24 protein-coding genes and 2 pseudogenes are annotated in these 26,753 nt (G+C 59.3%); 15 read left to right on the forward strand and 11 right to left on the reverse strand.

Features of this window, described 5'->3' with window-relative positions:
- Positions 1 to 344: general secretion pathway protein GspC (locus CAG02_RS23365; protein WP_139832221.1), on the reverse strand; the 344-nt coding region annotated here is incomplete at its 3' end.
- 132 nt (positions 345 to 476) lie between these two features.
- Here CAG02_RS23365 and CAG02_RS23370 point away from each other — a divergent pair.
- Together CAG02_RS23370 and CAG02_RS23375 are read left to right on the forward strand one after the other, a co-directional pair.
- On the forward strand, positions 477 to 929 hold the full coding sequence (locus CAG02_RS23370; protein ID WP_085711301.1) for a prepilin-type N-terminal cleavage/methylation domain-containing protein: 453 nt from the start codon (positions 477 to 479) through the stop codon (positions 927 to 929).
- A pseudogene (locus tag CAG02_RS23375) lies at positions 926 to 1,075 on the forward strand (type II secretion system protein J); the annotation flags it as partial. The gene CAG02_RS23370 and the pseudogene CAG02_RS23375, both read left to right, overlap by 4 nt.
- Positions 1,076 to 1,175: 100 nt before the next feature.
- Here the strand turns inward: CAG02_RS23375 and CAG02_RS23380 are convergent.
- Complete coding sequence (locus tag CAG02_RS23380) at positions 1,176 to 3,977, reverse strand: RHS repeat domain-containing protein (protein WP_085711302.1); 2,802 nt, start codon at positions 3,975 to 3,977, stop codon at positions 1,176 to 1,178.
- Between the two features lie 356 nt (positions 3,978 to 4,333).
- Positions 4,334 to 4,585, reverse strand: a pseudogene (locus tag CAG02_RS30085) (type II secretion system protein N); the annotation flags it as partial.
- 106 nt (positions 4,586 to 4,691) lie between these two features.
- Here CAG02_RS30085 and CAG02_RS23390 point away from each other — a divergent pair.
- On the forward strand, positions 4,692 to 5,306 hold the full coding sequence (locus CAG02_RS23390; RefSeq protein WP_085711303.1) for a prepilin-type N-terminal cleavage/methylation domain-containing protein: 615 nt from the start codon (positions 4,692 to 4,694) through the stop codon (positions 5,304 to 5,306).
- Between the two features lie 141 nt (positions 5,307 to 5,447).
- Here CAG02_RS23390 and CAG02_RS23395 read toward each other — a convergent pair whose 3' ends face one another.
- From CAG02_RS23395 to CAG02_RS23405, 3 genes are read right to left on the reverse strand one after another with little or no spacing between them, the layout of a single operon-like run.
- Positions 5,448 to 6,386, reverse strand: a complete 939-nt coding sequence (locus CAG02_RS23395; RefSeq protein WP_085711304.1) for a DUF4880 domain-containing protein — start codon at positions 6,384 to 6,386, stop codon at positions 5,448 to 5,450.
- A gap of 33 nt (positions 6,387 to 6,419) precedes the next feature.
- Positions 6,420 to 6,971 (reverse strand): RNA polymerase sigma factor, encoded by a 552-nt coding sequence (locus CAG02_RS23400; protein ID WP_011334580.1) that lies wholly within the window; start codon positions 6,969 to 6,971, stop codon positions 6,420 to 6,422.
- The gene (locus tag CAG02_RS23405; RefSeq protein WP_371856512.1) at positions 6,968 to 7,714 is read right to left on the reverse strand and encodes an STN domain-containing protein; all 747 of its coding nucleotides are present in this window, start codon (positions 7,712 to 7,714) and stop codon (positions 6,968 to 6,970) included. Before CAG02_RS23405 ends, CAG02_RS23400 begins: the two co-directional genes overlap by 4 nt.
- Before the next feature lie 123 nt (positions 7,715 to 7,837).
- On the opposite strand from CAG02_RS23405, the gene CAG02_RS23410 reads away from it, so the two are divergent.
- Positions 7,838 to 8,152, forward strand: coding sequence for a hypothetical protein (locus tag CAG02_RS23410; RefSeq protein ID WP_025109823.1), 315 nt, complete (start codon positions 7,838 to 7,840; stop codon positions 8,150 to 8,152).
- Between the two features lie 9 nt (positions 8,153 to 8,161).
- Here CAG02_RS23410 and CAG02_RS23415 read toward each other — a convergent pair whose 3' ends face one another.
- Entirely contained in the window at positions 8,162 to 8,602 is a 441-nt protein-coding gene (locus CAG02_RS23415) for a carboxymuconolactone decarboxylase family protein (RefSeq protein WP_065260552.1), read from the reverse strand.
- 320 nt (positions 8,603 to 8,922) lie between these two features.
- Between CAG02_RS23415 and CAG02_RS23420 the strand changes: the two genes are divergently transcribed.
- The 4 genes from CAG02_RS23420 (at position 8,923) to CAG02_RS23435 (ending at position 12,384) form a co-directional block, all read left to right on the forward strand.
- Positions 8,923 to 10,359, forward strand: a complete 1,437-nt coding sequence (locus tag CAG02_RS23420) for a PLP-dependent aminotransferase family protein (protein ID WP_085711306.1) — start codon at positions 8,923 to 8,925, stop codon at positions 10,357 to 10,359.
- 120 nt (positions 10,360 to 10,479) lie between these two features.
- Positions 10,480 to 10,773 (forward strand): putative quinol monooxygenase, encoded by a 294-nt coding sequence (locus CAG02_RS23425; RefSeq protein WP_085711307.1) that lies wholly within the window; start codon positions 10,480 to 10,482, stop codon positions 10,771 to 10,773.
- Positions 10,774 to 11,027: 254 nt separating this feature from the next.
- Entirely contained in the window at positions 11,028 to 11,429 is a 402-nt protein-coding gene (locus tag CAG02_RS23430; RefSeq protein WP_085711308.1) for a cupin domain-containing protein, read from the forward strand.
- Positions 11,430 to 11,670: 241 nt separating this feature from the next.
- Positions 11,671 to 12,384, forward strand: coding sequence for an ATPase (locus CAG02_RS23435; protein WP_085711309.1), 714 nt, complete (start codon positions 11,671 to 11,673; stop codon positions 12,382 to 12,384).
- Positions 12,385 to 12,454: 70 nt separating this feature from the next.
- Here CAG02_RS23435 and CAG02_RS23440 read toward each other — a convergent pair whose 3' ends face one another.
- Complete coding sequence (locus CAG02_RS23440; protein WP_085711310.1) at positions 12,455 to 17,341, reverse strand: NAD-glutamate dehydrogenase; 4,887 nt, start codon at positions 17,339 to 17,341, stop codon at positions 12,455 to 12,457.
- Positions 17,342 to 17,845: 504 nt separating this feature from the next.
- Here CAG02_RS23440 and CAG02_RS23445 point away from each other — a divergent pair.
- From CAG02_RS23445 to CAG02_RS23475, 7 genes are all read left to right on the forward strand, one after another.
- Positions 17,846 to 18,199 (forward strand): hypothetical protein, encoded by a 354-nt coding sequence (locus tag CAG02_RS23445; protein ID WP_085711311.1) that lies wholly within the window; start codon positions 17,846 to 17,848, stop codon positions 18,197 to 18,199.
- Positions 18,200 to 18,479: 280 nt separating this feature from the next.
- Positions 18,480 to 19,439, forward strand: a complete 960-nt coding sequence (locus CAG02_RS23450) for a MoxR family ATPase (RefSeq protein WP_007913915.1) — start codon at positions 18,480 to 18,482, stop codon at positions 19,437 to 19,439.
- 5 nt (positions 19,440 to 19,444) lie between these two features.
- Positions 19,445 to 20,389, forward strand: a complete 945-nt coding sequence (locus tag CAG02_RS23455) for a DUF58 domain-containing protein (protein WP_085711312.1) — start codon at positions 19,445 to 19,447, stop codon at positions 20,387 to 20,389.
- The gene (locus CAG02_RS23460) at positions 20,386 to 20,883 is read left to right on the forward strand and encodes a DUF4381 domain-containing protein (protein WP_085711313.1); all 498 of its coding nucleotides are present in this window, start codon (positions 20,386 to 20,388) and stop codon (positions 20,881 to 20,883) included. Before CAG02_RS23455 ends, CAG02_RS23460 begins: the two co-directional genes overlap by 4 nt.
- Positions 20,876 to 21,955, forward strand: coding sequence for a VWA domain-containing protein (locus tag CAG02_RS23465; RefSeq protein ID WP_085711314.1), 1,080 nt, complete (start codon positions 20,876 to 20,878; stop codon positions 21,953 to 21,955). The genes CAG02_RS23460 and CAG02_RS23465 overlap by 8 nt, the downstream gene beginning before the upstream one ends.
- A complete protein-coding gene (locus tag CAG02_RS23470; protein ID WP_085711315.1) occupies positions 21,952 to 23,688 on the forward strand; it encodes a tetratricopeptide repeat protein in 1,737 nt (578 codons plus the stop codon). Before CAG02_RS23465 ends, CAG02_RS23470 begins: the two co-directional genes overlap by 4 nt.
- On the forward strand, positions 23,685 to 25,325 hold the full coding sequence (locus CAG02_RS23475; RefSeq protein ID WP_085711316.1) for a BatD family protein: 1,641 nt from the start codon (positions 23,685 to 23,687) through the stop codon (positions 25,323 to 25,325). The genes CAG02_RS23470 and CAG02_RS23475 overlap by 4 nt, the downstream gene beginning before the upstream one ends.
- Before the next feature lie 17 nt (positions 25,326 to 25,342).
- On the opposite strand, the gene CAG02_RS23480 is transcribed toward CAG02_RS23475, so the two are convergent.
- From CAG02_RS23480 to CAG02_RS23490, 3 genes are all read right to left on the reverse strand, one after another.
- Entirely contained in the window at positions 25,343 to 25,528 is a 186-nt protein-coding gene (locus tag CAG02_RS23480; protein WP_085711317.1) for a hypothetical protein, read from the reverse strand.
- Positions 25,529 to 25,586: 58 nt separating this feature from the next.
- On the reverse strand, positions 25,587 to 26,063 hold the full coding sequence (locus tag CAG02_RS23485; RefSeq protein ID WP_256576907.1) for a hypothetical protein: 477 nt from the start codon (positions 26,061 to 26,063) through the stop codon (positions 25,587 to 25,589).
- 355 nt (positions 26,064 to 26,418) lie between these two features.
- On the reverse strand, positions 26,419 to 26,688 hold the full coding sequence (locus tag CAG02_RS23490; protein ID WP_085711318.1) for a hypothetical protein: 270 nt from the start codon (positions 26,686 to 26,688) through the stop codon (positions 26,419 to 26,421).
- Positions 26,689 to 26,753: the final 65 nt, after the last annotated feature.

The raw sequence follows: 26,753 nt of genomic DNA on the forward strand, positions 1-26,753 counted from the left end.
ACCCCATCCCCCTCCACCGCCACCAACTTCACCCCAGGACTCACCCGCTCCCCCTGCAAAAAACTCCTCGGCGGCCCATCGTTCAAACTCAAAATCGCCACCGCCCCGCGACTCCCCGCCATCACGCCACTCACCTTGATTTCCACCGGCGCCGTGCGGTTGGAAAACCATTGCAACGCGGGGTTATCGCTGCGCGCCGCGAGCAGTTGCGGGGTGGCGGCCGGAGTGTGGGATTCGGCGGTGGTCAGTAGCAGGGATGACCAGGTGGCGACGCCGACCAGGGCGGCCAGCAGTGCGGCGGCCTGGGTGATTTGGGGGGGTGAAAAGCGTGCGGTGAATCTCATGGGCTGAATCTCCTTTTAGTCCCGGTTACCAGACTACGCGGCAATTCTCACGGTTTTATTTCACACGCCTTACATGTTGGCCGTGCAGGATGGTTTTTTGGGACGGGCTGGACGCAAGGGAGTGCGCATTCGATGAACCGGTGCAGGCAGCAGGGTTTTACGCTGATCGAGTTGATGGTGGTGCTGGTGATCATCGGCATCGCCAGTGCGGCGATCAGTCTGAGTATCAAGCCCGATCCGTTGCAGTTGCTGCGCAAGGATGCTGAGTGCGTGGCGCAGTTGCTGCAGATTGCCCAGGCCGAGGCCCGCGCCGATGGCCGGCCGATTGCGTGGTTGAGCGATGGCAAGGGGTTTCGGTTCAGTCGGCGCAGTGACAGTGGCAAGGGGTTTGATCATTTCGATCGGGACCCGCAGTTGCGGCCGCGTCCCTGGCAGAGTCCGAAGCTGGAGGTGCGGGTGGAGCCGAAGCAGAAAGTGGTGCTCAACGCGGAGTGGATCAATCCGCCGCTGCAGTTGACGCTGTCTGACGGGCTCAATCGGTTGAGTGTGCTGCGCGATGCCTCGGGCCGGATTAGCGTGCAATGAACAGACAACAAGGTTTCACGCTGATCGAGGTGATGGTCGCGATTCTGTTGATGGCGGTGGTCAGTCTGATTGCCTGGAAGGGGCTGGACAGTGTCACGCGCGCCGACAGCCTGTTGCGGGCGTTGAATCAGATGCAGCGGGATGTGGAGAGGTGAACAAAGGCGACTGATTTATTTCTGGAAATAAATCAGTCGCCATTTTTTAACTTCAATTTCAGCGTTCCTGCTTTAGGCATTCGATTTTATGTCACATCGAATTACGCCTGGCGATCGTGGAATTATTCTGCGAAGTCCTTGTAAGTATGCGCATATTGGTTTTCACCCGTTCACTGTAAAATCTACGCTGCTCGCTGGTAAGCCGGTGCGTTTGCCATTTGAATCCTTTCATTTCTGGCGTACTCGGAACCCATTCTTGAATTCCTACAGGTGTGGAAATGGCAGCTGATGCCTCTGTATGCGCAATACGTCGAGATGATAGTTCCGCTTCGACGGCCTCCCTTCTATCTTCACTTACAGCACCACTTGCAAGCTCTCGATCTAAAGACCTTATAGCCTCATACCGAACATGCCCTTCGCTTTTAATCTTATAACTCTGACTTGTATGAACCTGAATTTCAAACTTAGTCTTTCCATCCGGAAGCAAAAAGTTTGCATTAATTCCTTTGTATGCCTGCCCCGAAGAAAAAGTATTTCGAATGAGCGCAGGTTTATAACCACTACTCCCCAGAACATAAAAAGACCTCACAACCCCCTGCAAAAAGTCTTGCTGATCCTGCTCACTTATATCTCCTTGCTCGCCATATGGAAACCCTATCGTATAACGCAATACGTCATTCATTTGATTGGGTGGAGCGACGCTTAATTTTTGCGCCAGTGACTCAGCAGTTTTCAAACGATACTCTCGCCCATATAACGTGGCCCCTAGCTCTGCAGAAACCTGATCCAGTAAAGAGGTAACAGCGGGCTCATATTGGCTGATCTCATTTATCATGCCCTGAGCCACATACAGCCGTTCATGCGCAGGGACTATCTGATCCATTTCCGATGCTTTTAATCTATTGAGGCCGTGCGAATCAATATATGAGACCGGGTTATTCCCCACCATGCAGTAGCGATTTACTTCTTCAGCCGTTGGGGCAGGATCCGCACTGAGCCACCGAAAAATCCAGGGTGCATAATACCTATAGCGATAATAATAAAGCCCTGTCGAATCGCGTTGTTTACCTGAGTAGCGAATGGTTTTGTACTTGGCTTCGACCGCTGATCCAGAGGCCCACCAGGCCGTAGTTCCGAAAGAATGATATTCTTCTTGGCTAATCAATCTTGCATCTTCGCTCAATTCAAGCAAAACACTACCCAGTTGATCGGAAAAACCAAATCGGAAACTGTCGTTGAGCAACCCTTCTGGTGGCCCCGAGTCCCAATGCAATATCTGAACCGTACCACCTTCGAGTTCCACACAAACAACTTGAAGCTGCTCACCCGCAACAAGATCTTCTCTAATCTCAAGACCAGGCAAATAGCTCACGACCGATGTACTGACTAATGACTTGGCTTTCTTCACGCTTAACTTTCGCAAACGACTGCTTGAACTATCATACTGATAAAACTCTTCATCATTTACGCCCTCCGCTCGAACAACCTGACTGGCACGAACCAGTTGATTACGCAAATCCCAGCCCAATTCTTGGCCTTTGAGTAAGTTTTTCTGGTTACCGTTAAGATCAAATCCCGAATCTGGATCTGAATCATCTTCGCCTTCTTGCCAATAAAGGCTCCGATTCGTGCGTTCAGCCACTTTCATTTTCTTTTTATAACTGCCCTCACCGGCTTGATGATGCAGTTCTAAAAGATTATTGGCCGCATCGTAAACAAATGTATCCAGATAATTTCGCTGACGACTGGCATCACCAATAGGGGACAACTCAGGCAAATCAGCCCCACCTGTCGCCAAGATACTTTCTTTACCTGACGCGGATATGAGTCGATAAAGCGTATCGTATTGATAGATCGCAATCGGTTCGATTATCTGATTTTTGAAATATTGCACCGATTGCGCCCGATCTTCTTTTTTAACCACATTGCCAACTGCGTCATAGCTGTATCTTAAATCCTGAAGCAATTGGCCGCTCGATTTTCGCACCTGACTTTGTCGTAGATATCCAGTGAGAGGGTCGAATTCTGCGCTGATAAAAATTCCCTTTCCGGATGTTTGGGAAACAACACTACCTTGTGCGTTGTAAACCATCGAAGAAGCTAGACAATGGGGCTTAGAAGTTCCAGCCAAGGTAAGCCAGACCTCAGTGGCCTGGCCACATATGTTAAAAACCCGTGAAACATCATTTCCCTTGGCGTCAACAAAGTTAATTGTTTTACCTTCTGCATTTCGCATCCACTGCGTTTTGTAGCTCGACGACTCCAGCAACGCTTCACGCTCCGGTTCATTTTCAGGCCAATCCGGAACATTCATTGTCTTGAGAAATCGCTGTACCTCTCTAAGCGGCTGCGAATGCAGATCGTAGCCTTCCCAACTTCGACTACCTCCTGCATCGTCGTGGCGCAGAAGCCGTCCGCGCAAATTATATGCGGGCTCTATTTCATTGCCTGCATACCGCAAACGTTCTATACATCCAAAAGGCTCATTCAGTGTTCGTTCGTGCAATTCCAACACACGTAACTGGTCATCGTAGACACGATGAAACCGGCTCCCACGTGAATCCCAAACATCCAGTGCTTGCGCCGCGTCACCCAAAAGAGTCAATCGTTGCCCCCCATCCACACTTCGCGTAAGGATGGGCAGACTGTTAAGAGTAAACGTCACCCGATTATTGGGTAAAACATCGTGACCTTGCTCGACCAGCGCCCACAAGCGAGGATCCCAGTTCGCAGTCAATCGGGCAGACTGATCGAATACTTGTCGACTGATTCGGCTTTGTACCATTTCATCTGGATCACACCGATAAAAGCCAATATTACGAATGACTAAACCACGCGGGTCAAAAACTTCAACTGTTGGCGTGTGAAAATGCACATTGGCTACCATATTCATAACCCCACACCATAGTTAAACACTCCCTCACGCAGCCTTCACTGGCAGGCGCTCCTGCGGTTTAAATCAAACCGATTACTCGTTACTCTTTCAAGTTAAACATCTCATTGCAGGCAATTAATGCTTCATTTTTTTAAGACGCGCCACTGTCATAACTGACATTTTTTAAATATTTTTTTGAATAAAAAATTTAGCTATTATTCCATTCGACTGAAAACGAGAAAACGCTGTTTGCTTGTCCGTTCTATTTGTGCAGAGGCGTCTGAGCCGTTACCCCGGACGCCTTGTTTCAACTACAAACGGTACTCTTCGATTCCAGTCACGGCCTAACCAACCTAGGCATCTCCCACCCCATCCCCATCCCCATCCACCGCCACCAACTTCCCCCCAGGACTCACCCGCTCCCCCTGCAAAAAACTCCTCGGCGGTCCGTCGTTGAGGCTGAGGATCGCCACCGCTCCGCGACTCCCCACCATCACGCCACTGACCTTGATCTCCACCGACGTCGTGCGGTTGGAAAACCATTGCAACGCCGGGTTATCGCTGCGCGCAGCGAGCAGTTGTGAAGCGGCGGCCGGGGTGTGGGATTCGGCGGTTGTCAGAAGCAGGGACGACTACGCGGCAATTCTCACGGTTTTATTTCACACGCCTTACATGTTGGCCGTGCAGGATGGTTTTTTTGGGACGGGCTGGACGCAAGGGAGTGCGCATTCGATGAACCGGTGCAGGCAGCAAGGTTTTACGCTGATCGAGGTGATGGTCGCGATTCTGTTGATGGCGGTGGTCAGTCTGATTGCCTGGAAGGGGCTGGACAGCGTCACCCGCGCCGACAGCCATTTGCAGGCCAGTGGTGAGCAGAGCGACAGCCTGTTGCGGGCGTTGAATCAGATGCAGCGGGATGTGGAGATGCGCGCCGGGATCGAGCTGACGGAGCCGAAGAAGGTCGGCACCGAGGATGAACCGGCGACGGCCCCGCCTGCCGTTACGGTGCGCAGCAGTGACAGCAAGGGGTTTCGGCTGGACATCATTCGGAGCGCGGCGGATCAGCCGGGGGCTTTGCAGCGGGTGCGCTGGTGGCTCAAGGGGGACACGCTGTATCGCGCGGTGGCGCCAGCGCGCAGTCGTTATCCGTTGCCGGCGCCTACGGCGGGGGTGGCGGTGTTGGGTGAGGTGAGTGATTTGCAGGTGCGGGTTTGGGAGGCGGACAAGGGGTGGCGGCAGTTGAGCGGGAATCGGCGGGAAGATCCGTTGGGGTTGGAGGTGAAGTTGACCCGGCAGACACCGCAAGGGGTGGAGAAGTATCGGCAGGTGATGGGGCCGTTGCAGTAAGTCCTGCCTCCTCAAAAACCTGTGGGAGCTGACTTGCCAGCGATGGGGCCGGAACATTCAACATCTCATTGACTGAACTACCGCTTTCGCGAGCAAGCTCGCTCCCACAGGGTTCTGTGGTGTTTTTGAGTGCTGTGTTGATTAGCTGAGGACGACTACGCCGCCCGGCAACTCGGTGCATTTGACGCCGTAGGCATCGCGGATCAGTGCGCCTACGCCGGCCAGTTGGTCGAGGGAGAAACGCGCCTGCACGCGGCGTTGGCCGAGTTCGCGGTTCAGCAGCAGCAACATGCCTGGGCGGTAGCGGTTGATCTCGTCGATCATCTGGCTGAGGGTCGTGCCGTTGAACACCAGGACCTGTTGGCGCCAGTTGGTGACCGCCGCCGTGTCGACGCTTTGCACGGTGCCAACCTGTTGCGCGTCGTAGGTCAGTTGCTGGCCGGGTTCCAGTCGCAGGCTGCGGCCTTCGACTTCCACATCCACCGCGCCATCCAGGCACGTCACGCATACCTGCTGATCAAGGTTGCGCAGGTTGAACCGCGCCCTGCTCGCCCGCAACCAGCCGCCACCGGCCTGCATCGCCATCGGCAGCCGTGCGGTCTGCACTTCGACTTCGCCGCTGACCAGTTCAAAGCCTTGCACGCCCTCATCCACCGAACGCTGGTTGATGCGGGTCTGGGTGTTCAATTCCAGGCTCAAGCCATCGGCCGGTTCGACGCGACGTTGCTGGCCGACTTCGGTGATGTAATCCGCACCGAGTCCGGAGAACCCGCCCGGTATCGTGCCGCGGACCAGCAGGAACGCTGCCGACGCGGCAATCGCGCCGCCGAGAAAGGCCCGTCGTCCGAACCGGCGTGGTGCCTGCGTCGCTTCGGCCGCCGGTTGCAGCAGGTGCCACAACGCCTTGCACTCTTCGAAGGCGCGGGCGTGTTCGGGGCTCTGGGCGCACCACTGGCGCAGCGCTCGGGCGTCGGCGACCGTGGCGCGGCCGGAGGTCAGCAGGATCAGCCAGTCGCGGGCTTCGCTTTGCAGACGCTCGGCAGGCGTGGGCTCGGCAGGTGTCAGACGGAAGATGTTCAAACGCGCAGGTACTCGACGGGTTGATCGGGAGCTTCATTCACTAGACGGTTTTCCGGCCCCGCGACCGAACCGCTGAAACACTTTTCTTTCCAGTTTGGCCGCGCAGTGTCCGAGGGCGGCCTTGATTTCCTTCTCGACCATGCGCGTGGAGATGCCGAAACGCTGGGAGATTTCCAGGTGCGGCGCTTCTTCCAGCCGCGCGGCGATGAAGATCCGGCGGCGCCGGGCCGGCAGTTCGTAGAGGGCGCTGAGCAGGGACTGGATTTCCTTCTGGCCGCCGACCACGCGCATCGGGTCCAGCGCTTCGTCGCTGACTTGCAGCAGTTCTTCGACTTCGCTGCCGGTGAGCAATCGCGCATCGGCCTGGCGGCGGTCGGCGGCGATGTTCAGGGCCATGCGATAGAGGTAGGCGTTGGGCCGCAGCAGGTTCGGCGGCGCTTCCATGCGGTCGACCCGCAGGTAGGTTTCGTGCAGCACGTCGTTGGCCAGGTCCTCCGAGCCGAGACGGCGTCGCAGGCGCACCCGAAAGTCCTCGTAGGACGTCAGGAACAGCTGGACCATCGAACTTTGTCCGGCGTCTTTCATCCCCCGGAAACTCCTTCCCATTGTGTGCATTCCATGCGCTTTCCTGACGATTCGGGTAACAACAGCAACGTGACTGGCTGGCGCAATGCGCCGGGTGTGGGCCGGTCGATCTTGAGCGTGTGAAAACTGTCTACCAGCGCTGCATCGCGCCGAACATCACCGGTCGAGGTGACCAACCGGTTGTGCTGCACCACGCCGTCGCGGCCGATCCACAGCTGCAACACCGCGCGAAAACTGCCGGGCCGGGTCAACGGCGAGCGGCACAGGTTGCGTTCGATGGCCGCCTGCACCGCCGTGGCGTAACTGCGGTTGACCGCGACGCTGGCGGGGGTCGGTTTCTCCGCCGGCAACGGCACGTCCTCGACTTGCGCCACCTGCAAGGTGAACGCGTCGTCGCGGCTGTACTTGGCCATCAACCCGCTGCCGCCGAGCATCCGCCGCAGCGCTTCGGCGGCGGTGAATTCGCCATCCACCGCCAGGGAGCGCCGACCGCGACTCAACTGACTGTCGACCAGCACCGCCATGCCGGTGGCGCGGCTGAACTGATCGAGGGCGCGGGCCAGTTCCTGGGCCGGAATGTGCAAGGTCAAACGCATCGTCGCCGGCACCGGATCGGCGCTGGCACGGCTCAAAAACAAGCCAAGCAGCAGCCCCAGACAGAGCTGGCGCACGAGCGCTGAGCGCACAACATCCTCCCTGGCACGGCCTCGCTGCACGGCTGATGTATCCCTGAAAACCGTCATCCTGAGGGCTGTTTATGAATCTGGTGTGACGGCCACTGCAAAAAAACCATCACGGGATCGGCGCGCCCGTTGCACTAGACTCTTGAGTTAGAGCGGCCCCTTCGGGCCGGCCAGGAGGCACACATGAAATCACTGTGGACATTGGCGCTGAGCGGGCTGTTGTTGACGCTGTCAGGCGGTGTGCATGCCGAGCAGGCAGTGGGTTGCGTCGAGGTGACCGTGGGCGGTTACAAGGCGCCGAATTACGACTGTCTGAGCCAACAGATGGGCAACAACCCCGACGGCGCGGCGGCTGCGCAAAAGAATCAGGAAGCGATGAATGTGCCGGTCAACAAGCGTCCGCCGAATCAGGTTGGGTTGGCGACGCCGGCGGCTACGAGTACGCGGATGGGCAATACGTTTGGCACGTCGGTGAAACCGCAGCGGCCACCGAACTAGTTTCGTAGATCAGTCACTGGGGACTTGCCGAAAGCTCACCGCCAGGCGATTCCAGCTGCTGATGGTGCTGACGGCCATGGTCAGGTCCACCAGTTCGCCTTCATTGAACTGTGTCCGCGCCTGCTCATAGACGTCATCCGGCACATGACTTTCCGCCAGCAGCGTCACCGCATCGGTCCACGCCAGTGCGGCCCGCTCGCGCAGGTTGAAAAAGCCGCTGTCACGCCAGACCGCGATGGCGTACAGCCGCCGATCCGTCTCCCCTGCCCGCCGCGCTTCCACCGAATGCATGTCGGTGCAGAACGCGCAGCCGTTGAGTTGCGAGGCGCGGATCTTGATCAGGTGCAGCAACGGCGCCTCGATGCTCAGGCTGCTGGTCAGCGCTTCCAGGGCAATCATTGCTTTCATGGCTTTGGGTGAAGCGCTGTAGTAATCCAGACGCGGGGACATGGGCGGGTCTCGGGCAGCAGAAGAGTGATTTCACGGTAAGCGCTGACAGGCCAGCGTTACAGCCCCAATTGCACGGAAAACCGGTACACCACTGAGCTGCGGATACACACTGAACCTGTGGGAGCGAGCTTGCTCGCGATGGGGGCATTACATTCAACATTGATGTCAACCGAGACACCGCTTTCGCGAGCAAGCTCGCTCCCACAGGGTCCTGCGCCAATTTCGGGGATTTTCACTACTCAACTTCTGCCCCGCGTGCATTCGGGAGTAATCTGGCGGGCGCACAATCCACCTCATTCGCCCCCAGGAGCCCCGTCGGTATGGAACTTCATGTCGTGATCAACGGCCGCAAGGATCTGGCCGGTCAGTTGTACCAGCAACTGCGCGGCGCCATTGAATCCGGGCGTCTGGCCGCCGGCACGCAGCTGCCGCCCAGCCGCTTGCTCGCCGAGCAACTGGGGATTTCGCGCAAGACCATTTCCGACACTTACGCGCAGCTGACTTACGAAAACTTCCTCACCGGGGTCATCGGCAAAGGCACCTACGTCAACGCCCGCTCGACGCCAGTACAGCGCAAACAAAGCCATTCCGAGCTGGCCAGTTCCGAGGTGATCGAGAGCTGGTGCAACCTGCCGGTGTTCCTGCGCCATCCGACGCTGGAAGGCTCGCTGCGTTACGACTTCATCGGCGGCGCCACCAGCAAGGGCCAGTTTCCCCACGATGACTGGCGCCGCTGCGTCTCCCACGCCATGCGGCAAATGGCGGGGTCCAAGGGCTTTTACAGCGTGGCGGAAGGCTTGCCGGCGCTGCGCAATGCGATTGCCCGGCACATCGCGTTTTCCCGTGGCGTGAACTGCCAGGACGAAGACATTGTGGTGTGCAACGGCGCGCAGCAGGCGCTGGACCTGATCGCTCGGGTGCTGCTGCGCCCCGGAAATCTGGTGGCGATGGAAGATCCGGGTTATCCGCCGGCGCGGCTGCTGTTCGGCACTCATGGCGCCACCGTGGTCGGTGTACCGGTGGATGCGGAAGGGATTCAGGTCGAGCAGATTCCCGATGGCACCCGGTTGATCTACGTGACGCCGTCGCACCACTTCCCGCTGGGCATGCCGATGAGTCACGCCCGGCGCGAGGCGTTGCTGGCCCGGGCTTACGAGCTGGGCGCGATCATCATCGAAGACGACTATGACAGCGAATTCCGCTACGAGGGCCGGCCGACCGATTCACTGCACAACCTCGATCAGCACGGCATCGTCGCTTACGTCGGCACCTTCTCCAAAACTCTGCTGCCAGAGCTGCGGCTCGGCTACGCGATCCTGCCGCCGGCCATCCTCGAAGCGGTAATCCGCGCCAAGCAGCTCACCGACCTGCACGCCTCCACCCTGCCGCAATGGGCGCTGGCCAAGTTCATCGCCGAGGGCTGCCTGCTCAAGCACATTCGCCGCTGCCACACCGTTTACGCCCAGCGCCGCGAGCGGATCCTGGCGCGCATGGCCACTGACCTCTCGCCGTGGCTGGAGGCCGTGCCGGCGAGTGCGGGCTTCCATATGGCGGTGTTCTGCCGGGTGCCGATCGACTTGCCGCTGGTGATCGAACTGGCGAAAAAGGTCGAAGTCGGGCTGTACGCCATCGACGGCTTCTATTACCAGCAGCCGGCCAGAAGCGGGATGTACTTCGGTTTCGGCGCCATCGAGACGCTGGATATCGATATCGCGCTGGATCGCCTGCGCGACATTCTGCAACAGGTTGCCGGGTAGATTGGTCTAACGGATTACCCGCCGATTGGTTATTGGTGATCCGGGGGTGCAGGCCTATTCTGCACAGGCGTTATCCCTCAATGAGCAGGATTCGTCCGGCCTGGTTCAGGAGTGTGAGCAATGTCCAACGAAGTGATCAACACCGTACAGGTGCAGGCTGCGGCCGGCCGCTCCGAGGAGCTGGGCAGGCAGTTGCAGAAGATCGTCGAAACCCTTCGCGAAACGCCGGGCTGTGATTCCTATCTGGTCGACCGTTGCCCTGACGACAGCCACCGCTGGACGGTCAGTGCTCGCTGGCAGTCGGAGGCGGCGATGCAGGCGCATTTCAACCGACCTGAGGCGCAGGGGTTTATTGATTTGATCGACAGTCGGCTGGCCAATAGTGTGGATTTCAACAGCTTCCCTATCGTCTGACTCGACGCCTTCGTCGGAACGCCGCCCGGAGCAAGCCCGCTCCCACAGGGTTTTGTGTAGTTCACAAATAATATGAACCACACAGAAAACTGTGGGAGCGAGCTTGCTCGCGATGGCGTCATGGAAAGCACTGACATTCTTAAATCGAGCCCCCTGATATTGGTCACCTGAACTTCCCGAATATTGGCGGTGTGATTGGCCCGGCACGCGGACTACTGTGAAAGCCGACTCCCCCACTTCACAGGTGACCCGCCATGAAACTCCTGCCCATTTTCGCCGCCGCTCTCGCCCTGTCTGTTTCTGCCGCCGCCATGGCCCACGATGCCTCCGAGAAGGTCTCGGTCCTCCAGGACCAGATGCTGAAAAACGTCCCCGGCAAAAAAGCCATGATGATCGAAGTCGACTACAAACCCGGTCAGTCCTCCATCGCCCACAAACACGACGGCACGGCCATGGCCTATGTGCTCGAAGGCGAAGTGACTTCCCAGGTCAAGGGCGAACAAGCGATCACCTACAAGAAGGGCCAGTTCTGGTACGAACCCGCCGGTTCCGAACATCTGGTGTCGAAAAACGCCAGTAAAACCAAACCTGCCAAGTTGCTGGTGTTCATGGTGCTGTCGCCGGACGAACAAGTGCTGATCCCATTGAAAAACTGATGGTTGTTTAACCAGCCATAAATAAAAGGCGCAAATTGTTGATTTGCGCCTTTTTTATTTCTCGCGGCAATTAATCAAAAACGCTTACAGCCAATAAAACTATTGCATGACAGTCATTCAGCAAATTGTCAGGTTGTTTTCAGTTTGGCGGGAGTAGTCTGAGGCAACTGTCGCCGATTCTATTTAATGAACCCCGACATTCCTGACTTTCCGACTGAAGTTGCTTCACGGGAGACTCACCATGAAACTTGCCTTTGCCAGTACCTTGGCGATATCGGTTTTAGCGTTGTCCGCCTGTTCAGTTCCTACCGCCCCCAAAGCGGTTTCTTCCCTCGACACACTGTTCACCCAACCTGTCGGCCGCAGCAGCGCCGCCCAGGTGAAAAGCGGCCCCCGTGTCTCGCTGGGCGTCGTCTACAGCCCGAGCACCCAGACCAACCGCGAATACTTGCGCGAGTATCAGGCCAACGCCGGCACCGGTTTCGGTCAGAGTTTACTGGTGCAGCCGATCCACGACGCCTACGTCGCCACCTCAAAACCGGACATGGCCGTGGACTGGGTGAAAGCCTCGCTGCAACGCCAGTTCGGCTCGGTCACGGTGTACCCGGACATGCAGAGCTTGCGTGCGGCGAATCCGGATGTGGTGGCGATCGTCGATACTCACAGCCAGTTGATTACTTCGCGCAGTTCGGACATCAAGGCGGATGTGAGTGCGGACTTCTATGACGGCAAGTTCAACTACATCGGGACCGCCAAAGGGTCCGAGGCGAAAGAGTTGACGCCGGTGTGGGCGGACTTCAAGCGTTCGGAGGAGATTGTTGCTGATATTAATCAGCAACAGGAAGTTCAGGTTCGGGCGTTGCAGAAGTTTGACCAGTCGCTCAGTAATTTGTTGACCAAGTCGGCAGATAAAGTGTCGATGCTCGATAAAAAACAAGGACATAACTTGCAGTAACGAGAAAACCATCAGGCAAAAAAAAGCCCCCGCATCTCACAATGCAGGGGCTTTTTCATTCAACGGCTACTCAAGCAAGCTCAAGCTCCGCAGTCGCCGCAGCAGGCACGACCGCCTGACCGCTCAGCGCCACGTCGTTCAGCTCACGGTTGGCCACCGCGTACATGGCGTAGTCGGTGCCGCTGGCGGCACGGATTTCCACCAGCATGGCGCGCCAGCGCTGGATCATCGCGTCGTGTTGCGCCATCCACAGCCCCAGACGCTCTTCCACGTCCAGGTTGCCGCCGCCCGCTTGCAGAACGGCGATGGTGATCGCGCGTTGCTGCCAGTCGACGTCGTCGCGGAACGCTTCACGGGCCAGGGCCTGCCAGTTGTTTTCAACCGGCAAGGCGCTGATCTGCGAGATGTACCAGGTGATGTCCAGCGCGCTGCCCACGGCGAAGTACGCCTTGGCCACTTCGGCCGGATCCTGGCCAGTCACGTCGGCCGCTTCGATGATCGGCAGCAGCGTGTAGAGGTGGGTCGTACCCGCCACCATACGCGCCAACAATTCCGGTACACCGGCCGCGACGTAAGCCTGATAACGCTCCTGCCAGTTTTCACGGATTTCGCCGCTCAGCAGCTCGTCCAATTTCAGGCCCAGCTCCTTCAGGTGCGGACCGAAATGCGCGACGTCACGGGCAGCGTTCTGCTCGTTGCGACGGGCACGCAGGAACCAGCGCGTAGCGCGACGGCCCAGACGCATCAGCTCGTCCATCAGCTCCAGTTGCACGTCAGCGGAGACCTGATAGTCCAGCGCTTCGATCTGACGGAACCAGTGCGGGAGGTGGAAGATGTCACGCACGATCACGTAAGCGCCGGCCACGTTCGCCGGAGTCATGCCGGTGGACTCTTTGAGTCGCTGAACGAAAGTGATGCCCATGTGGTTGACCAGATCGTTGGCGATCTGGGTGCTGACGATCTCGCGCTTCAGACGGTGACGGCGCATGGCATCGGCGAACTTGCTGACCAGACTCGGCGGGAACGCGGTTTCCATGTCGCGGGTCAGGTAGTCGTCGTCCGGTACCAGCGAGTCCAGCAGCTGCTGCTTGAGGTCGATCTTGCTGTACGAGATCAGCACCGACAGCTCCGGACGCGTCAGGCCCTTGCCGGTCGCGGCGCGCTCGGTGAGCTGCTCTTCGGTCGGCAGGTACTCGATGGCGCGGTCCAGCTTGCCACGGCCTTCCAGATCGCTCATCAGGCGTTTGTACTCGGCGGCACGCTCGTAGGCACGGCGGGCAGCCAGGGACAGAGCCTGGGTCTGCTTGTAGTTGTTGCCCAACACCAGACCACCGACTTCGTCGGTCATGCTCGCCAGCAACTGATCGCGTTGCTTGCCTGTCATGTCGCCGGCCTGAACCACTTCGTTCAGCAGGATCTTGATGTTCACTTCGTGGTCGGAGCAGTCCACGCCACCGGCGTTGTCGATGAAGTCGGTGTTGGAACCGCCGCCATTGAGACCGAACTCCACACGACCCAGTTGGGTCATGCCGAGGTTACCGCCCTCGCCCACTACCTTGCAGCGCAGTTCGTTGCCGTTCACGCGCAGTGCATCGTTGGCCTTGTCGCCGACATCGGCGTGGCTTTCGCTGCTGGCTTTGACGTAAGTACCGATACCGCCGTTCCACAGCAGATCCACCGGCGCCTTGAGCAAGGCGTTCAGCAGCTCGGTCGGGGTCAGCTTGTCGGCCTGGATGTCGAAGCGCTCTTTCATCTGTGGCGAGATGGCAATGCTCTTCGCGCTGCGCGAGAAGATACCGCCGCCTTCGGACATGATGCTGGTGTCGTAGTCGGACCAGGCCGAACGCGGCAGGTCGAACATGCGCTGACGCTCGACGAAGCTGGTGGCCGGGTTCGGGTTCGGGTCGATGAAGATGTGCATGTGGTTGAACGCGGCAACCAGTTGCAGCTTGTCGGACATCAACAGACCGTTACCGAATACGTCGCCGGCCATGTCGCCGATGCCGACCACGGTCACGCTGTCTTCCTGGACATTGATGCCGCGCTCGCGGAAGTGGCGCTGTACGCCGACCCACGCGCCCTTGGCGGTGATGCCCATTTTCTTGTGGTCGTAACCGGCCGAACCACCGGATGCAAACGCGTCACCCAGCCAGAAGCCGTAGTCGATGGCGATGCCGTTGGCGATGTCGGAGAAGGTTGCAGTGCCCTTGTCCGCCGCGACCACCAGGTACGGGTCATCATCGTCATGACGCACGACGTTGACTGGCGGAACCAGTTTGCCGTCCTTCAGGTTGTCGGTGATGTCCAGCAGACCCGAAATGAAGATGCGGTAGCAGGCGATGCCCTCGGCCGCGATCTCGTCACGGCTGCCGCCCAGTGGCAGGCGACGCGGCAGGAAGCCGCCCTTCGCACCCACCGGCACGATGACCGAGTTCTTCACTTGCTGGGCTTTTACCAGGCCCAGGACTTCGGTACGGAAGTCTTCTTCACGGTCGGACCAGCGCAGACCACCACGCGCGACGTTGCCGAAGCGCAGGTGCACGCCTTCGACGCGTGGCGAGTAAACGAAGATTTCGAACTTCGGTACCGGCTTCGGCAGCTCAGGGATCAAGTGCGGGTTGAACTTGAAGCTGAAGTACGACTTGTTCTGACCGTTGGCGTCGGTCTGGTAGAAGTTGGTACGCAGGGTCGCTTTGATCAGGTCCAGGTAACGACGCAGGATGCGGTCTTCGTTGAGGACTTGAACGTCGTCCAGTGCGGTCAGGATCGCTTGCTCCAGACGCAGTTGCTTGTCGTCCAGATCATCGCTGCCCAGCTTGCGTGCCAGGTAGAAGCGGGTCTTGAACAACCGGGTCAGTTCGCGAGCGATGTCGGTGTGGTTGTTCAGGGTGCTGGCGATGTAGCCGAGGTCGAAGCCCAGGCGGATCTGCTTCAGGTAGCGAGCGTAGGCACGCAGCAGCGCGACGTCGCGCCATGGCAGGCCGGCGGTCAGCACCAGACGGTTGAACGCATCGTTTTCGGCGTCGCCGCGCACGATGTGGACGAACGCGTCCTGCAGGGTGTCATTGAGCTGCTGGATGTCCAGGTCCATGCCTTCGGCGGCAGTGAACGCGAAGTCGTGGATCCAGAACTCGCGGCCGTTGTTGTGACGCAGGCGATACGGGAACTCGCCCAGCACGCGCAGGCCGAGGTTTTCCAGGATCGGCAGCACGTCGGACAGGGCCAGCGGGGTATCGGCGTGATACAGCTTGCAGTGCAGCTCGCGCGGGCCGGAAGCCAGCGGCTGGTAGAAACTCATGGCCAGCGGCTTCTTCTCGCTCAGGTTGAGCAGGTGCTGCATGTCGACCACGGCCGAGTGCGCAGCGAAACGCTCGCGATAACCGGCCGGGAAGCCTTTAGGGAAGTCGGCCAGCACGTTGGTGCCGTTGGCTTCGCCGAAGGTTTCGACGGTCAGTGCGGCGTAGTCGTCCTGCCAGCTGCGGCAAGCCTGGATGACTTCGTTTTCCAGTTGCAGCGGGTCGATGTCGATGCGGTTTTTCGGGTCGACGCGCAGGATCAGCTGCACGCGGGCCAGCACGGACTCGGAGAAGAAGGTCCAGAACTCGCAGTCGGTCGCCTTCAGGCGCTCCATCAACACTTGCTGGATCTTCTGGCGAACTTCGGTGGAGTAGATGTCGCGCGGCACGTAGGCCAGGCAGTAGCAGAAACGACCGTACGGGTCTTTGCGCAGGAACACGCGGATCTTGTTGCGTTCCTGGATCTGCACGATCGACATCACGGTGCTGAACAGTTCGTCGACCGGGGTCTGGAACAGGTCGTCACGCGGCAGCACTTCCAGAACCTGGGCCAGTTCCTTGCCCAGGTGAGCCTTGGCCTGGAAGCCGGAGCGACGCTCGATCTCTTCAACCTTGCGGCGGATGAACGGGATGACACGAACGCTTTCGCCATACACCGACGAGGTGTACAGGCCCATGAAGCGGTGTTCCTTGATGACTTTGCCGTCGGCGTCGATTTCGCGGATCGACACGTAGTCCGGGTAAGCCGGACGGTGCACGCGGCTCGGGTGTGCAGCCTTGGCGAACGACAGCAGCGTCGGTTCGCGCAGGTAGTTCACGGCGTAGTCTTCGATGTGGCGGTCTTCGTTGGTCAGACCGGTGCGCAGCATCTTGGTCAGGCCGAGGAACGAATTCTGGTCGTATTCGATGTGGCCGCCATCGGCCTGATCGACCACGGTGAATTCTTCGTAGCCGAGGAAGGTGAAGTGGTTGCCCACCAGCCATTCCAGGAAGCTCTTGATTTCGTTCTTCTCGCCGGCATCGACGGCAAATGCGCTGTTGTCGAGCTTGGTGAGGATTTCCTGCACCTTGGCCTTCATCGGCTCGAAATCGGCGACCGCGACGCGGACTTCACCCAGAACCTGTTCCAGTTCCTTGCTCAGCACATTCAGTTCGGCCGCGTTGGCGCAGCGGTCGATTTCCAGGTACATCAGCGACTCGTGCAGGATGCCTTCGCCGGTGGTGCCCTTCGGCAGGATTTCCAGCAGTTCGCCCTTGCTGCCACGACGCACGCTGAGCACGGTGGTCTGCAGGGTGTGGATGCTGTAGCCGCGGCGGTTCAGCTCGGTACGCACCGAGTCCACCAGGAATGGCAGGTCGTGGTGCAGCACTTCGACCGCGGTGTGGGTCGACTGCCAGCCGTGACGTTCGTAATCGGGGTTGTAGACGCGCACTTGCGGTTGCGCGTGATCGAAGCGCTCAAGCAGGCGCCACGCAGAAAGAGTACAGCCAGCGAGGTCGGAGAGGCGACGTTGGGTCAGCTCGTCCAGGGAAATGATGCCGAAGAATTGTTCAGCGAACAGCGCCACTTGTGGCAGTGCCTGTTCACTGATGTGCTGCGCCAGTGCCGCTTGCAGTTGGTGCTGGAAGTCGGCTTTGCTGGCTGCGGTGAAGAACGCCATCTGTGGTACTCCGCTTGGGCTTGTTATTGATGGAAAGCGTCGCGTACAAAACCCCTTTCGGGGCGTTCCGTCGCCCTGTTCCTGAATCTCGGGCAGAGGAAACAGGGTGACAGGTGGGTGAAGCTGGACGAGACACTCAGGTCACATTCACCTTCCATGAATGGGCATCTGCAAAAACGACTGTCCGGCATGCCGACAATGTCTTTACGGGTGCTCATCCGTTGCGCAGCTTAATGGGTGCGACAATGTGTCTGCTTGCGGTGCTGCGACATATTCGGTCATTGGCACGTAACCCCGGGCAGGCGCATCGGTAAACACTAGCATTCATGGGGCGGAACGCCGGTCTGAATCCCCGGTTTTACGGTACAGGCGTGCCAGAAATGACCATTGACCTGTGTCGCGTTCACGACACATCCTCTGACACTCTCACATGCAGAAATTCCCGGGGGCTGGCAGAATCGCGCCCAATTGCGACCAACAAGCCCGTCGAGGCAGGAATTCCCCATGCAAATGACCACCGCCCTTTTGATCGTCAACCCGTGCGACGACGAAGAAGACAACATGGCCATGCTCTGCTGCCACAGCGACAAGGGCGAAATGTTTCTGATGAGCCGCTACCCGGACGAGGATGAGCTGGAGATCACCCTCGATGGCGAACCGTCGACCCTCGATGGCGTGAAAGTCACCCTGACCAAGACCCTGCTGAAGATCGAAATCGCGGCGGCGGATGCCGATGCGCTGAATGGCGATGATGTGCTGGAAATCACCTACAACCCTGACATGGTGGATCTGGCCGAGGTCGAGGAAACCCTGAAGAACATTCTTGACGGTACTGGCACCTTTATCAGCCAGATTTGAGGCTGCTTGGGCCGGCCCCTTCGCGAGCAAGCCCGCTCCCACAGTGACCGCGTTCTGTCAGGAGAATATGGTCCATTGTGGGAGCGGGCTTGCTCGCGAAAGGGCCCGAAAGAACACCGTACCTCCCCCGCCCTACAAATTTCCAACAATTGCCCCGGTCATTTCCCGCACTTTGCGCAAAATGCCGTTAGTCGCCACCCCCCGCGATGGATTAAAGTAACGCCCCCAGCCCCGGCGTTATCCGAACGCCTGTGGCCACCCTTTCCAGGAACAGTCATCGATGGAACATCGTGAAGCGCTGCTGGCGCTGCGAACCTTTCTTTCAACGCAGATTCTCGGCCAGGAAAAACTCATCGAGCGCTTGCTCATCGCCCTGCTCGCCGACGGCCACATGCTGGTCGAGGGCGCTCCGGGTCTGGCCAAGACCAAAGCGATCAAAGAGCTCGCCGAGGGCATCGAAGCCCAGTTCCATCGCATCCAGTTCACCCCGGACCTGTTGCCTGCCGACATCACCGGCACCGAGATCTATCGCCCGGAAACCGGCAGTTTCGTGTTCCAGCAAGGCCCGATCTTCCACAACCTGGTGCTGGCGGACGAAATCAACCGTGCCCCGGCCAAGGTCCAGTCGGCATTGCTCGAAGCGATGGCCGAGCGTCAGGTTAGTGTCGGGCGCAGCACTTATGAACTGTCGCCACTGTTTCTGGTAATGGCCACGCAGAACCCGATCGAGCAGGAAGGCACCTATCCGCTGCCCGAAGCCCAACTCGACCGCTTCCTGATGCATGTGAAAATCGGTTTCCCGGACGCGGCTGTCGAACGCCGGATCCTGCAACAGGCACGGGGCGAAGCTCTGAATGGTGAAACCAAACCCGAACGGCGGGTCAGCCAGCAGGCAATCTTCGCCGCACGCAAGGAAATCCTCGGTCTGTACATGGCGGATGCCGTGGAGGAATACCTGGTGCAACTGGTGATGGCCACGCGCAACCCGGCCAAGTTCGACCCGGAAATGGCCGAATGGATTGCCTACGGCGCCAGCCCCCGTGGTTCCATCGCCCTCGACCGCTGCGCCCGCGCCCACGCCTGGCTGGCCGGTCGCGACTTCGTCAGCCCGGAAGACATCCAGGCGGTGTTGTTCGATGTATTGCGTCACCGCATCATTCTGTCGTTCGAGGCCGAAGCCGCCGGCATTGACCAGGATCGGGTGGTGCAACGGATTCTCGACGTCGTAGCCGTCGCTTGACCCCCATGAACGCCTCTCTGCCGTCCGAACCCGGTATCCGCATCTCCCTCGCCGAATTGATCGAGATGCGCCACCGCGTGCGCGAAGTGCAGCTGTTTTCCACGCCGAGCCAGCGCAGCCCGCTGATCGGCCTGCATCACTCGAAATTCCGCGGTCGTGGCGTGGACTTCGATCAGGTGCGGGTCTATCAGGCCGGCGACGACGTGCGCACCATCGACTGGCGCGTCACAGCACGAACTCAGGAGCCGCACACCAAGCTGTTCCATGAAGAACGCGAGCGGCCGATTTTCATCATGGTCGAGCAAAGCACGCGGCTGTTCTTCGGCTCCGGGCTGATGTTCAAATCGGTACTCGCGGCGCAGGCTGCGGCGCTGATTGGCTGGGCCGCGTTGGGCCATAACGACCGGGTCGGCGGGCTGGTGTTCGGCGACAACGAGCATTACGAGATCAAGCCGCGCCGCAGCAAGCAAAGCCTGCTGCAATTGCTCAACCGGCTGGTGAAGGTCAATCAGTCGCTGCACAGCGAGCGGGAGCCGGATCGCGATGCGTTTGGTGTCGCGTTGCGCCGGGCCCGTGAAGTATTGCGTCCGGGCAGTCTGGTGATTGTGATCTGTGACGAGCGCGCCTTGAGCGACAGCGCCGAGCAGCAACTGAGCCTGCTGTCACGCCATTGCGATCTGCTGATGCTGCCGCTGTCCGATCCGCTGGACCACGCCCTGCCCGCTGCCGGTCTGCTGCGATTCGCCGAACGTGGCGCACAACTGGAACTCGACACGCTGAACTTTGACCTGCGCCAGACCTATCGCGCCCAGGCCGAAGCGCGCATCGCTCGCTGGGAATTGCTCGCGCAGAAACTGCGGGTCTTGCTGATGCCACTGAGCACCCAGAGCGAAATGGTCGAGCAGATGCGCGAGTTCCTCAACCCGCAGCGCCCGGGGAACGTTCGATGAACGGCCTCGAACAACTGCAACCGCTGATTTCCCCGCCACCGATCGCCTTCTGGCCTCCGGCGCCGGGCTGGTGGCTGCTGCTTTTGCTGCTGCCGCTGATCGGCTACGCGTTGTGGCGTCTGCGCCGTTTCATCCCGATCAAGAAAAAACCGGTCGTGCGCGCCGAAATCCCGCTTGATCCGGTGCGCGTTGCCGCGCTGGCCGAACTGGCACAAATGGTCAAACCCTACGACGGCGCACCGGCCGGCGCATGGTTGCAACAACTGAACGGCCTGTTAAAACGCCTGTGTCGCAACCACTACCCCTACAGCCAGAGCCACACCCTCAACGGGCGCAAGTGGCTGGCGTTCCTCGACAACCGTTGCCCTGCCGCTGGCCTGACCCGCTGGATGGTGCTGGTGGAAGGCGCCTACAAGCCCGAATGCAAACTCGACGACAAGGCCATCGCCGGCCTGACGCAAGCCGTCGATACCTGGATCCGCAAGCATGTTTGAGTTCGCCTGGCCGTGGATCTTTGTGCTGTTGCCACTGCCGTGGCTGATGCGCCTCTTGCTGCCGGTGGCCGACAGTGGCGAGCCGGCGTTGAAAGTGAGTTTTCTCGGTGACCTGGAAGGCCTCGCCCGCCGCCGCGCCCGGGCCAATTTGCCGGCCTGGCGTCAGCAAGCACCGTTCATGCTGCTGTGGTTGCTGCTGCTGATCGCCGCCGCCCGCCCGCAATGGCTGGGCGAGCCGTTGCCGATTGCTGCGAGCGGTCGCGATCTGCTGGTGGCGGTGGACGTGTCCGGCTCGATGGACTTCCCCGACATGCAATGGAACGACGAAGACGTGAGTCGTCTGTCGCTGGTCCAGCATTTGCTCGGTGACTTCCTCGAAAGCCGCGATGGTGACCGGGTCGGTCTGATCCTGTTCGGCAGTCAGGCTTACCTGCAAGCACCGCTGACGTTTGACCGGCGCACCGTGCGGGTGTGGCTCGACGAAGCGCGGATCGGCATCGCCGGCAAAAACACCGCCATCGGCGACGCCATCGGTCTGGCCCTGAAACGCCTGCGCATGCGCCCGGCGCAGAGCCGCGTGCTGATTCTGGTGACTGACGGTGCCAACAACGGCGGCGAAATCGAGCCGCTGACCGCCGCAAAACTGGCAGCCAACGAAGGCGTGAAAATCTATCCGATCGGCATCGGTGCCGATCCTGAAGAAAGCGGCGCCACGGCACTGCTCGGCGGCAACCCGACCCTCGACCTCGACGAGCCGGCACTCAAGGCGATTGCCGACGCTACCGGTGGCCGTTATTTCCGCGCCCGCGACGGCAAGGAACTGCAAGCGATCAAGGACACCCTCGACCAACTGGAACCGGTGGCCCAGCAGCCGACTCAGGCGCGCCCGGCCCAGGCGTTGTATCAATGGCCGCTGGCATTGGCGTTGCTGTTGAGCATGTTGCTGGTCGCCCGTGAATTGTGGCCGGACAACCCGCTGCAACGGCTGTTCACCAAGGAGCTGTATCTGCAAAGCCCCCTGCCTGACTGGCGCGAGCGCCTCAAGCGTTTGCGTCTGCGGAGGCGCCGATGATCGCCCTCTGGCCGCACTGGTTCCGTCCATGGTGGTTGCTGCTGTTGCCGCTGCTCGGCTGGTTGATCTGGCAGCTCTGGCACCGACAGAAACGCGCCGGACGCTGGCAGATGATTCTGCCGCCGGCGTTCCATGCCGCGTTGCTCAGTGGCGGCAGCGGGCGCGACAGCAAGTTGCCGTGGGTTGCGCTGGGCGTCGCGTGGTTGCTGACTATTCTGGCGCTGCTCGGGCCGAGCTGGGAGCGGGTTGAACAGACCAGCCAGAAGCCGGCCGATCCACTGGTGGTGGTGCTGGAACTGACCCCGGAAATGCTCGCCACCGACTCGCCGCCGACCCGTCTGGAGCAAGCCCGGCGCAAGCTGTTCGATCTGCTCAAAGCACGCAGCGACGCGCAGACCGCCATCGTCGTTTACGCGGGGAGCGCCCACACGCTGGTGCCGCTGTCGGATGATCTGGCGACCAGCCGCAATCTGCTCGATGCCCTCAAGCCGTCGCTGATGCCGGAAAGCGGCCATCGCGCCGATCTTGCCGTGAGCAAAGCGCTGACCTTGCTGGAACAAGGGGCGCTGGGTCAGGGCCGTATTCTGCTGATCGGTTCTTCGCTGTCCGATGAAGAGCGCCAGGGCATTCGCCGCGCACTGAGCGGGCAATCGGCGCAGTTGCTGATGCTCGGCATCGGTACCGCCGAGGGCGCGCCGATTGCTCAGGAGGACGGCAGTTTCCTCAAGGACGCCCAGGGTGCGATCCGCGTGCCGCAACTCGACAGCCCCGGCCTCGGTGCCTTCCTCAATTCGGTGGGTGGCGAGTACCACAGCGCGCGGCTGGATGAATCGGACTTGCGCAGCCTCGGCCTGCTCGATGGCCCGCGCAGCCTGCGCAATGACGGCCAGACCTTGCGCCTCGATACCTGGGCCGATCAGGGTTACTGGCTGCTGTTGCCGTTGTTGCTGCTCGCCGCCTGTGCCGGGCGCCGTGGCTGGTTGTTCTGTCTGCCGCTGCTCTTCTGCCTGCCGCAACCGAGCTACGCTTTCAATTTCGAAGACCTGTGGCTGCGACCTGACCAACAGGGTTTGCACCTGCTGAAACAGAAGCGTCCGGCCGAGGCTGCGCAACACTTCGAAGACCACCAATGGCAGGGGCTGGCGTTGTACGAGGCCGGCGATTACAGTGGCGCCGCCGAGCGTTTCGCCGAGGGCAGCGATGCCCGCGCCCACTACAATCGTGGCAACGCACTGGCGAAAAGCGGTGAGCTGGAAGCGGCGATCGACGCCTATGAACAGGCCCTGGAATTGCAGCCGGACTTGCGCCCGGCGCTGACCAACAAGGCGCTGGTGGAGAACCTGCTCAAGCAGAAAAACACTCCGCCGCCAACCGAGCCCGAGAAGCAACCGACGCAGCAAAACGTGCCGGGCGACGAACCACCGCCCGCCACTGCGCCGCCACCAGCGATCAAGAATGACGCGCAAAGTGAGGCCCAGCCTGCGGAGTCAGCGAGCGAACCGCCGCCGACCACCCCGCCACAGCCGGGCCCCAACGAATTGCCGGACAGCGCGCCGGACGCGGAACAGAACACGGCCCCGACGCTGAGCCCCGGCGAGGACAACCTCGAAGCCGAGCAGCGTCAGGCACTGGAACAATGGCTGGGCAAGATCCCGGACGATCCGGGCGAACTGCTGCGACGCAAATTCTGGTACGAACAGCAACAACATCAGGATCAGGAAAACACTCGATGACCCGTTTCACCGCTCTCTTGCTACCCCTGCTGATCTGCACGGCCACCGCTCAGGCGGCCGAGCTGACGGCCAGTGTGGATCGCAGTCGCCTGAACTCCGGCGAGACGGTGGAACTCACCCTCGAATCCAACGATGTCACGCAATTCGGCAAACCGGACCTGACCCCGCTGGAGCCGCTGTTCGAAGTGCGCGGCACGCGGCAGGTCAACCAGCTGAACACCCTCAACAACGAGAACCGCGCCACCACCCGCTGGATCATCACCCTGTTGCCGAAACAGAATGGCAGCGTTGAGATTCCGTCATTGAAACTGGGTGAAACCCAGAGCCAGCCGATCACCGTGCAGGTGGTGGAAAGCGACGTCACCGAAGAAAAGAACGTGCTCGATCCGGTGTTCATCGAGTCCAGCCTCGACCAGAGCAGCGTCTACGTGCAGGCCCAGGCCGTCCTGACCCTGCGCATCTACCATTCGGTGTCGCTGTACGACGACAGCAGCGTCACGCCGTTGCAGATCACCGATGCGCGGGTCGAACAGTTGGGCGATACACGCACCTACGAAAAAGACATCAACGGCGTGCGGCATGGCGTGATCGAAATGCGCTATGCGATCTTCCCGCAGCACAGCGGTTTGCTGACCATCACCCCGCAGACCTTCAGCGCCACACGGGTGGACACCCAGCCTGCCAAGGACGCCAACGCACAGGGTCCGAAACCGGGCAAAGTGTTGCGAGTGACTTCTACGGAAATCCCGCTGACGGTCAAACCCAAGCCGATCACTTATCCGGCCGACGCGCCGTGGCTGCCGGCCCGCAGCCTGAGCCTGAGCGAAAGCTGGAACCCGGAGCCGGATCACACCCAGGTCGGCGACTCTCTGACCCGCAGCCTGACCCTCAAGATCGAAGGCCTGGCCAGTTCGCAACTGCCCGCCCTGCCGGCCACCGAGGCCAACGGCCTGCGTCGCTACCCGGACCAACCGGTGCTCAACAACCAGAGCAGCGAGCGTGGCCTGATCGGCAGCCGTGAAGAACGCGAAGCCTTGGTGCCGAGCCGCAGCGGTTCGATCGAACTGCCGACCGTGGACGTGGTGTGGTGGAACACCTTCGAAGATCACCTGGAACACACCAGCCTGCCGGCCCGCACCCTGCAAGTGGTGAACAACCCGAGCCTGCAGGTCGACACCCCGGCCGGCAGTTCGCAATCCTTCAACACCGCCGACAGCGAAGCGCTGTGGTGGTGGAAACTCAGCACACTGATCCTGGCCTGCACCACCCTGCTCGGCTTCGGCCTCTGGTGGCGTGCCCGCTGGCAACCGGCAATCCTGCGCGCCGCCCAAACCGGCCCGAGTCCGCGCACCCTGCTCGACGACATCAAACGCGCCAGCCAGGCCAACGACCCGCAAGCCACCCGCCAGGCGCTCGACGCGTGGGCCCGTCAGCAGCCGGAAACCCTGGCAGACATGGCGGCGCGTTTTGTGCCGCTGTCGAATGCGCTTGATGGTTTGAACGGCGCGCTGTACAGCGAAACCGGGCAGCATTGGCAGGGTGAAGATTTGTGGCGCGCGATCCGCACGATTCCGACGGCGGAGCGGGTGCAGGATCCGGTGGGCGATAGCGGGTTGCCGCCGCTTTATCCGAAGTAGGTCATCCCCGGCTACGCTCAGTCGACGCCAGTAAAGTCCACATAAACAGCCTCGACGTATGCGTCGGTTGGGATAGAGGAATCCGGATTTTTCAAAAACTCGTCAAAGGGGCTTTCAAGGGCCGACCTCGAATCGTCACGGGTCATACCTGCGCGAATCGGCCCAAGGTCTCGAGGGCCGAGCAAATCAAATTCAACAGTCATTCATAAAAGCCTTTCGAGTTATTGAGCGATTACCACCATTTCCGAAAGAGTCTCCAACTCAGAGAACTGAAAGACCGAGAGTTGTCGCCTCAAGAAATCCTCTGTCGCCCGAGTTGATAGTAAGCACTGCTTGCTCATACCCCTCAAGGTCATCGCTCAACCAGGATTCATCAGGACGGAGCACATGAACCTTGACCGTAGCACCGAATTCGTCGTTTGAAACGCTCCCCTGAAGAACACCCGGCAGAGCAGACTTATTCCACTGATCAAGTACCAGGGACAACCAGAAAATAGCGGTCGCTAAAAAATCAGCACTGACATAATCATCAATATGAACCGAGTTGACGAAACACTCATAGCCGGTTCTATCAGGAAAGCTATCGAGGTTCATATGACTTTGAGGATTCAGGGCTGCGATAAAAATACAACCATCACGCTCGACAAAACCAGAACGTGCAATACGGCCCAGCTCACCCTCCAGAACAACGTGTGGGAGGTCAGCCAGCAGCGACTCCATTGCCTTGTTAGCTTTCACAGAAACCCTCAAACATCAGCTCATATTCTCAAGCACTTTGGCTAAAGCCAAAGCGCTCCTTGACAACGCAGAATCTACACTTGAAACATTAATCATCGCCAAGATCGCTCACACTCAATTGATTCAGGGGAATATCGCGAACTAATCAAATCAAATAAATCTGTCCCCTTTTGTCTTAAAATCCTCTTCATCCTGAACAAACGAGACAGGAACACTACCCCATGCCTGATTGACCAAAAATGTTCTTTCGGGCAATTCAGCACTTGACTGCAAAACAACAGCATATCCATTAGTCATCACATGCCCCCCTTTTATCGTCCAAAAAAAATCGTCTCTCCTTCAACTCTTCAACTCTTCAAACCTTATAACCTGCCTCTCTCATCTTCCTTAGAAGTGCCTCATCAAGTTGCTGATCAGAAGTACCTCTCATCGATTTAACACTTTTCCAATGCCAAATCACAGAAATAATCTTATCATCCAAACGATCATATTCCTCCAGAAAAGCCTCTGCCAAAACATACTTATCCAGATCACTAACAGCTTTCAGCATCATATTAAACACTGCGCTCGGCAACTCTCCATCCAATATTTTTGCGAATAGACGCCTATTTTCCGAAAGTGACATAAGTGGTGCACCCATAACATACAAGAAGCACAAGAAGGGGACCACAAGAAGGGGACAGATTTATT

It is taken from the genome of Pseudomonas sp. R43(2017) (genome assembly GCF_002112345.1).
Taxonomy (GTDB): domain Bacteria; phylum Pseudomonadota; class Gammaproteobacteria; order Pseudomonadales; family Pseudomonadaceae; genus Aquipseudomonas; species Aquipseudomonas kribbensis.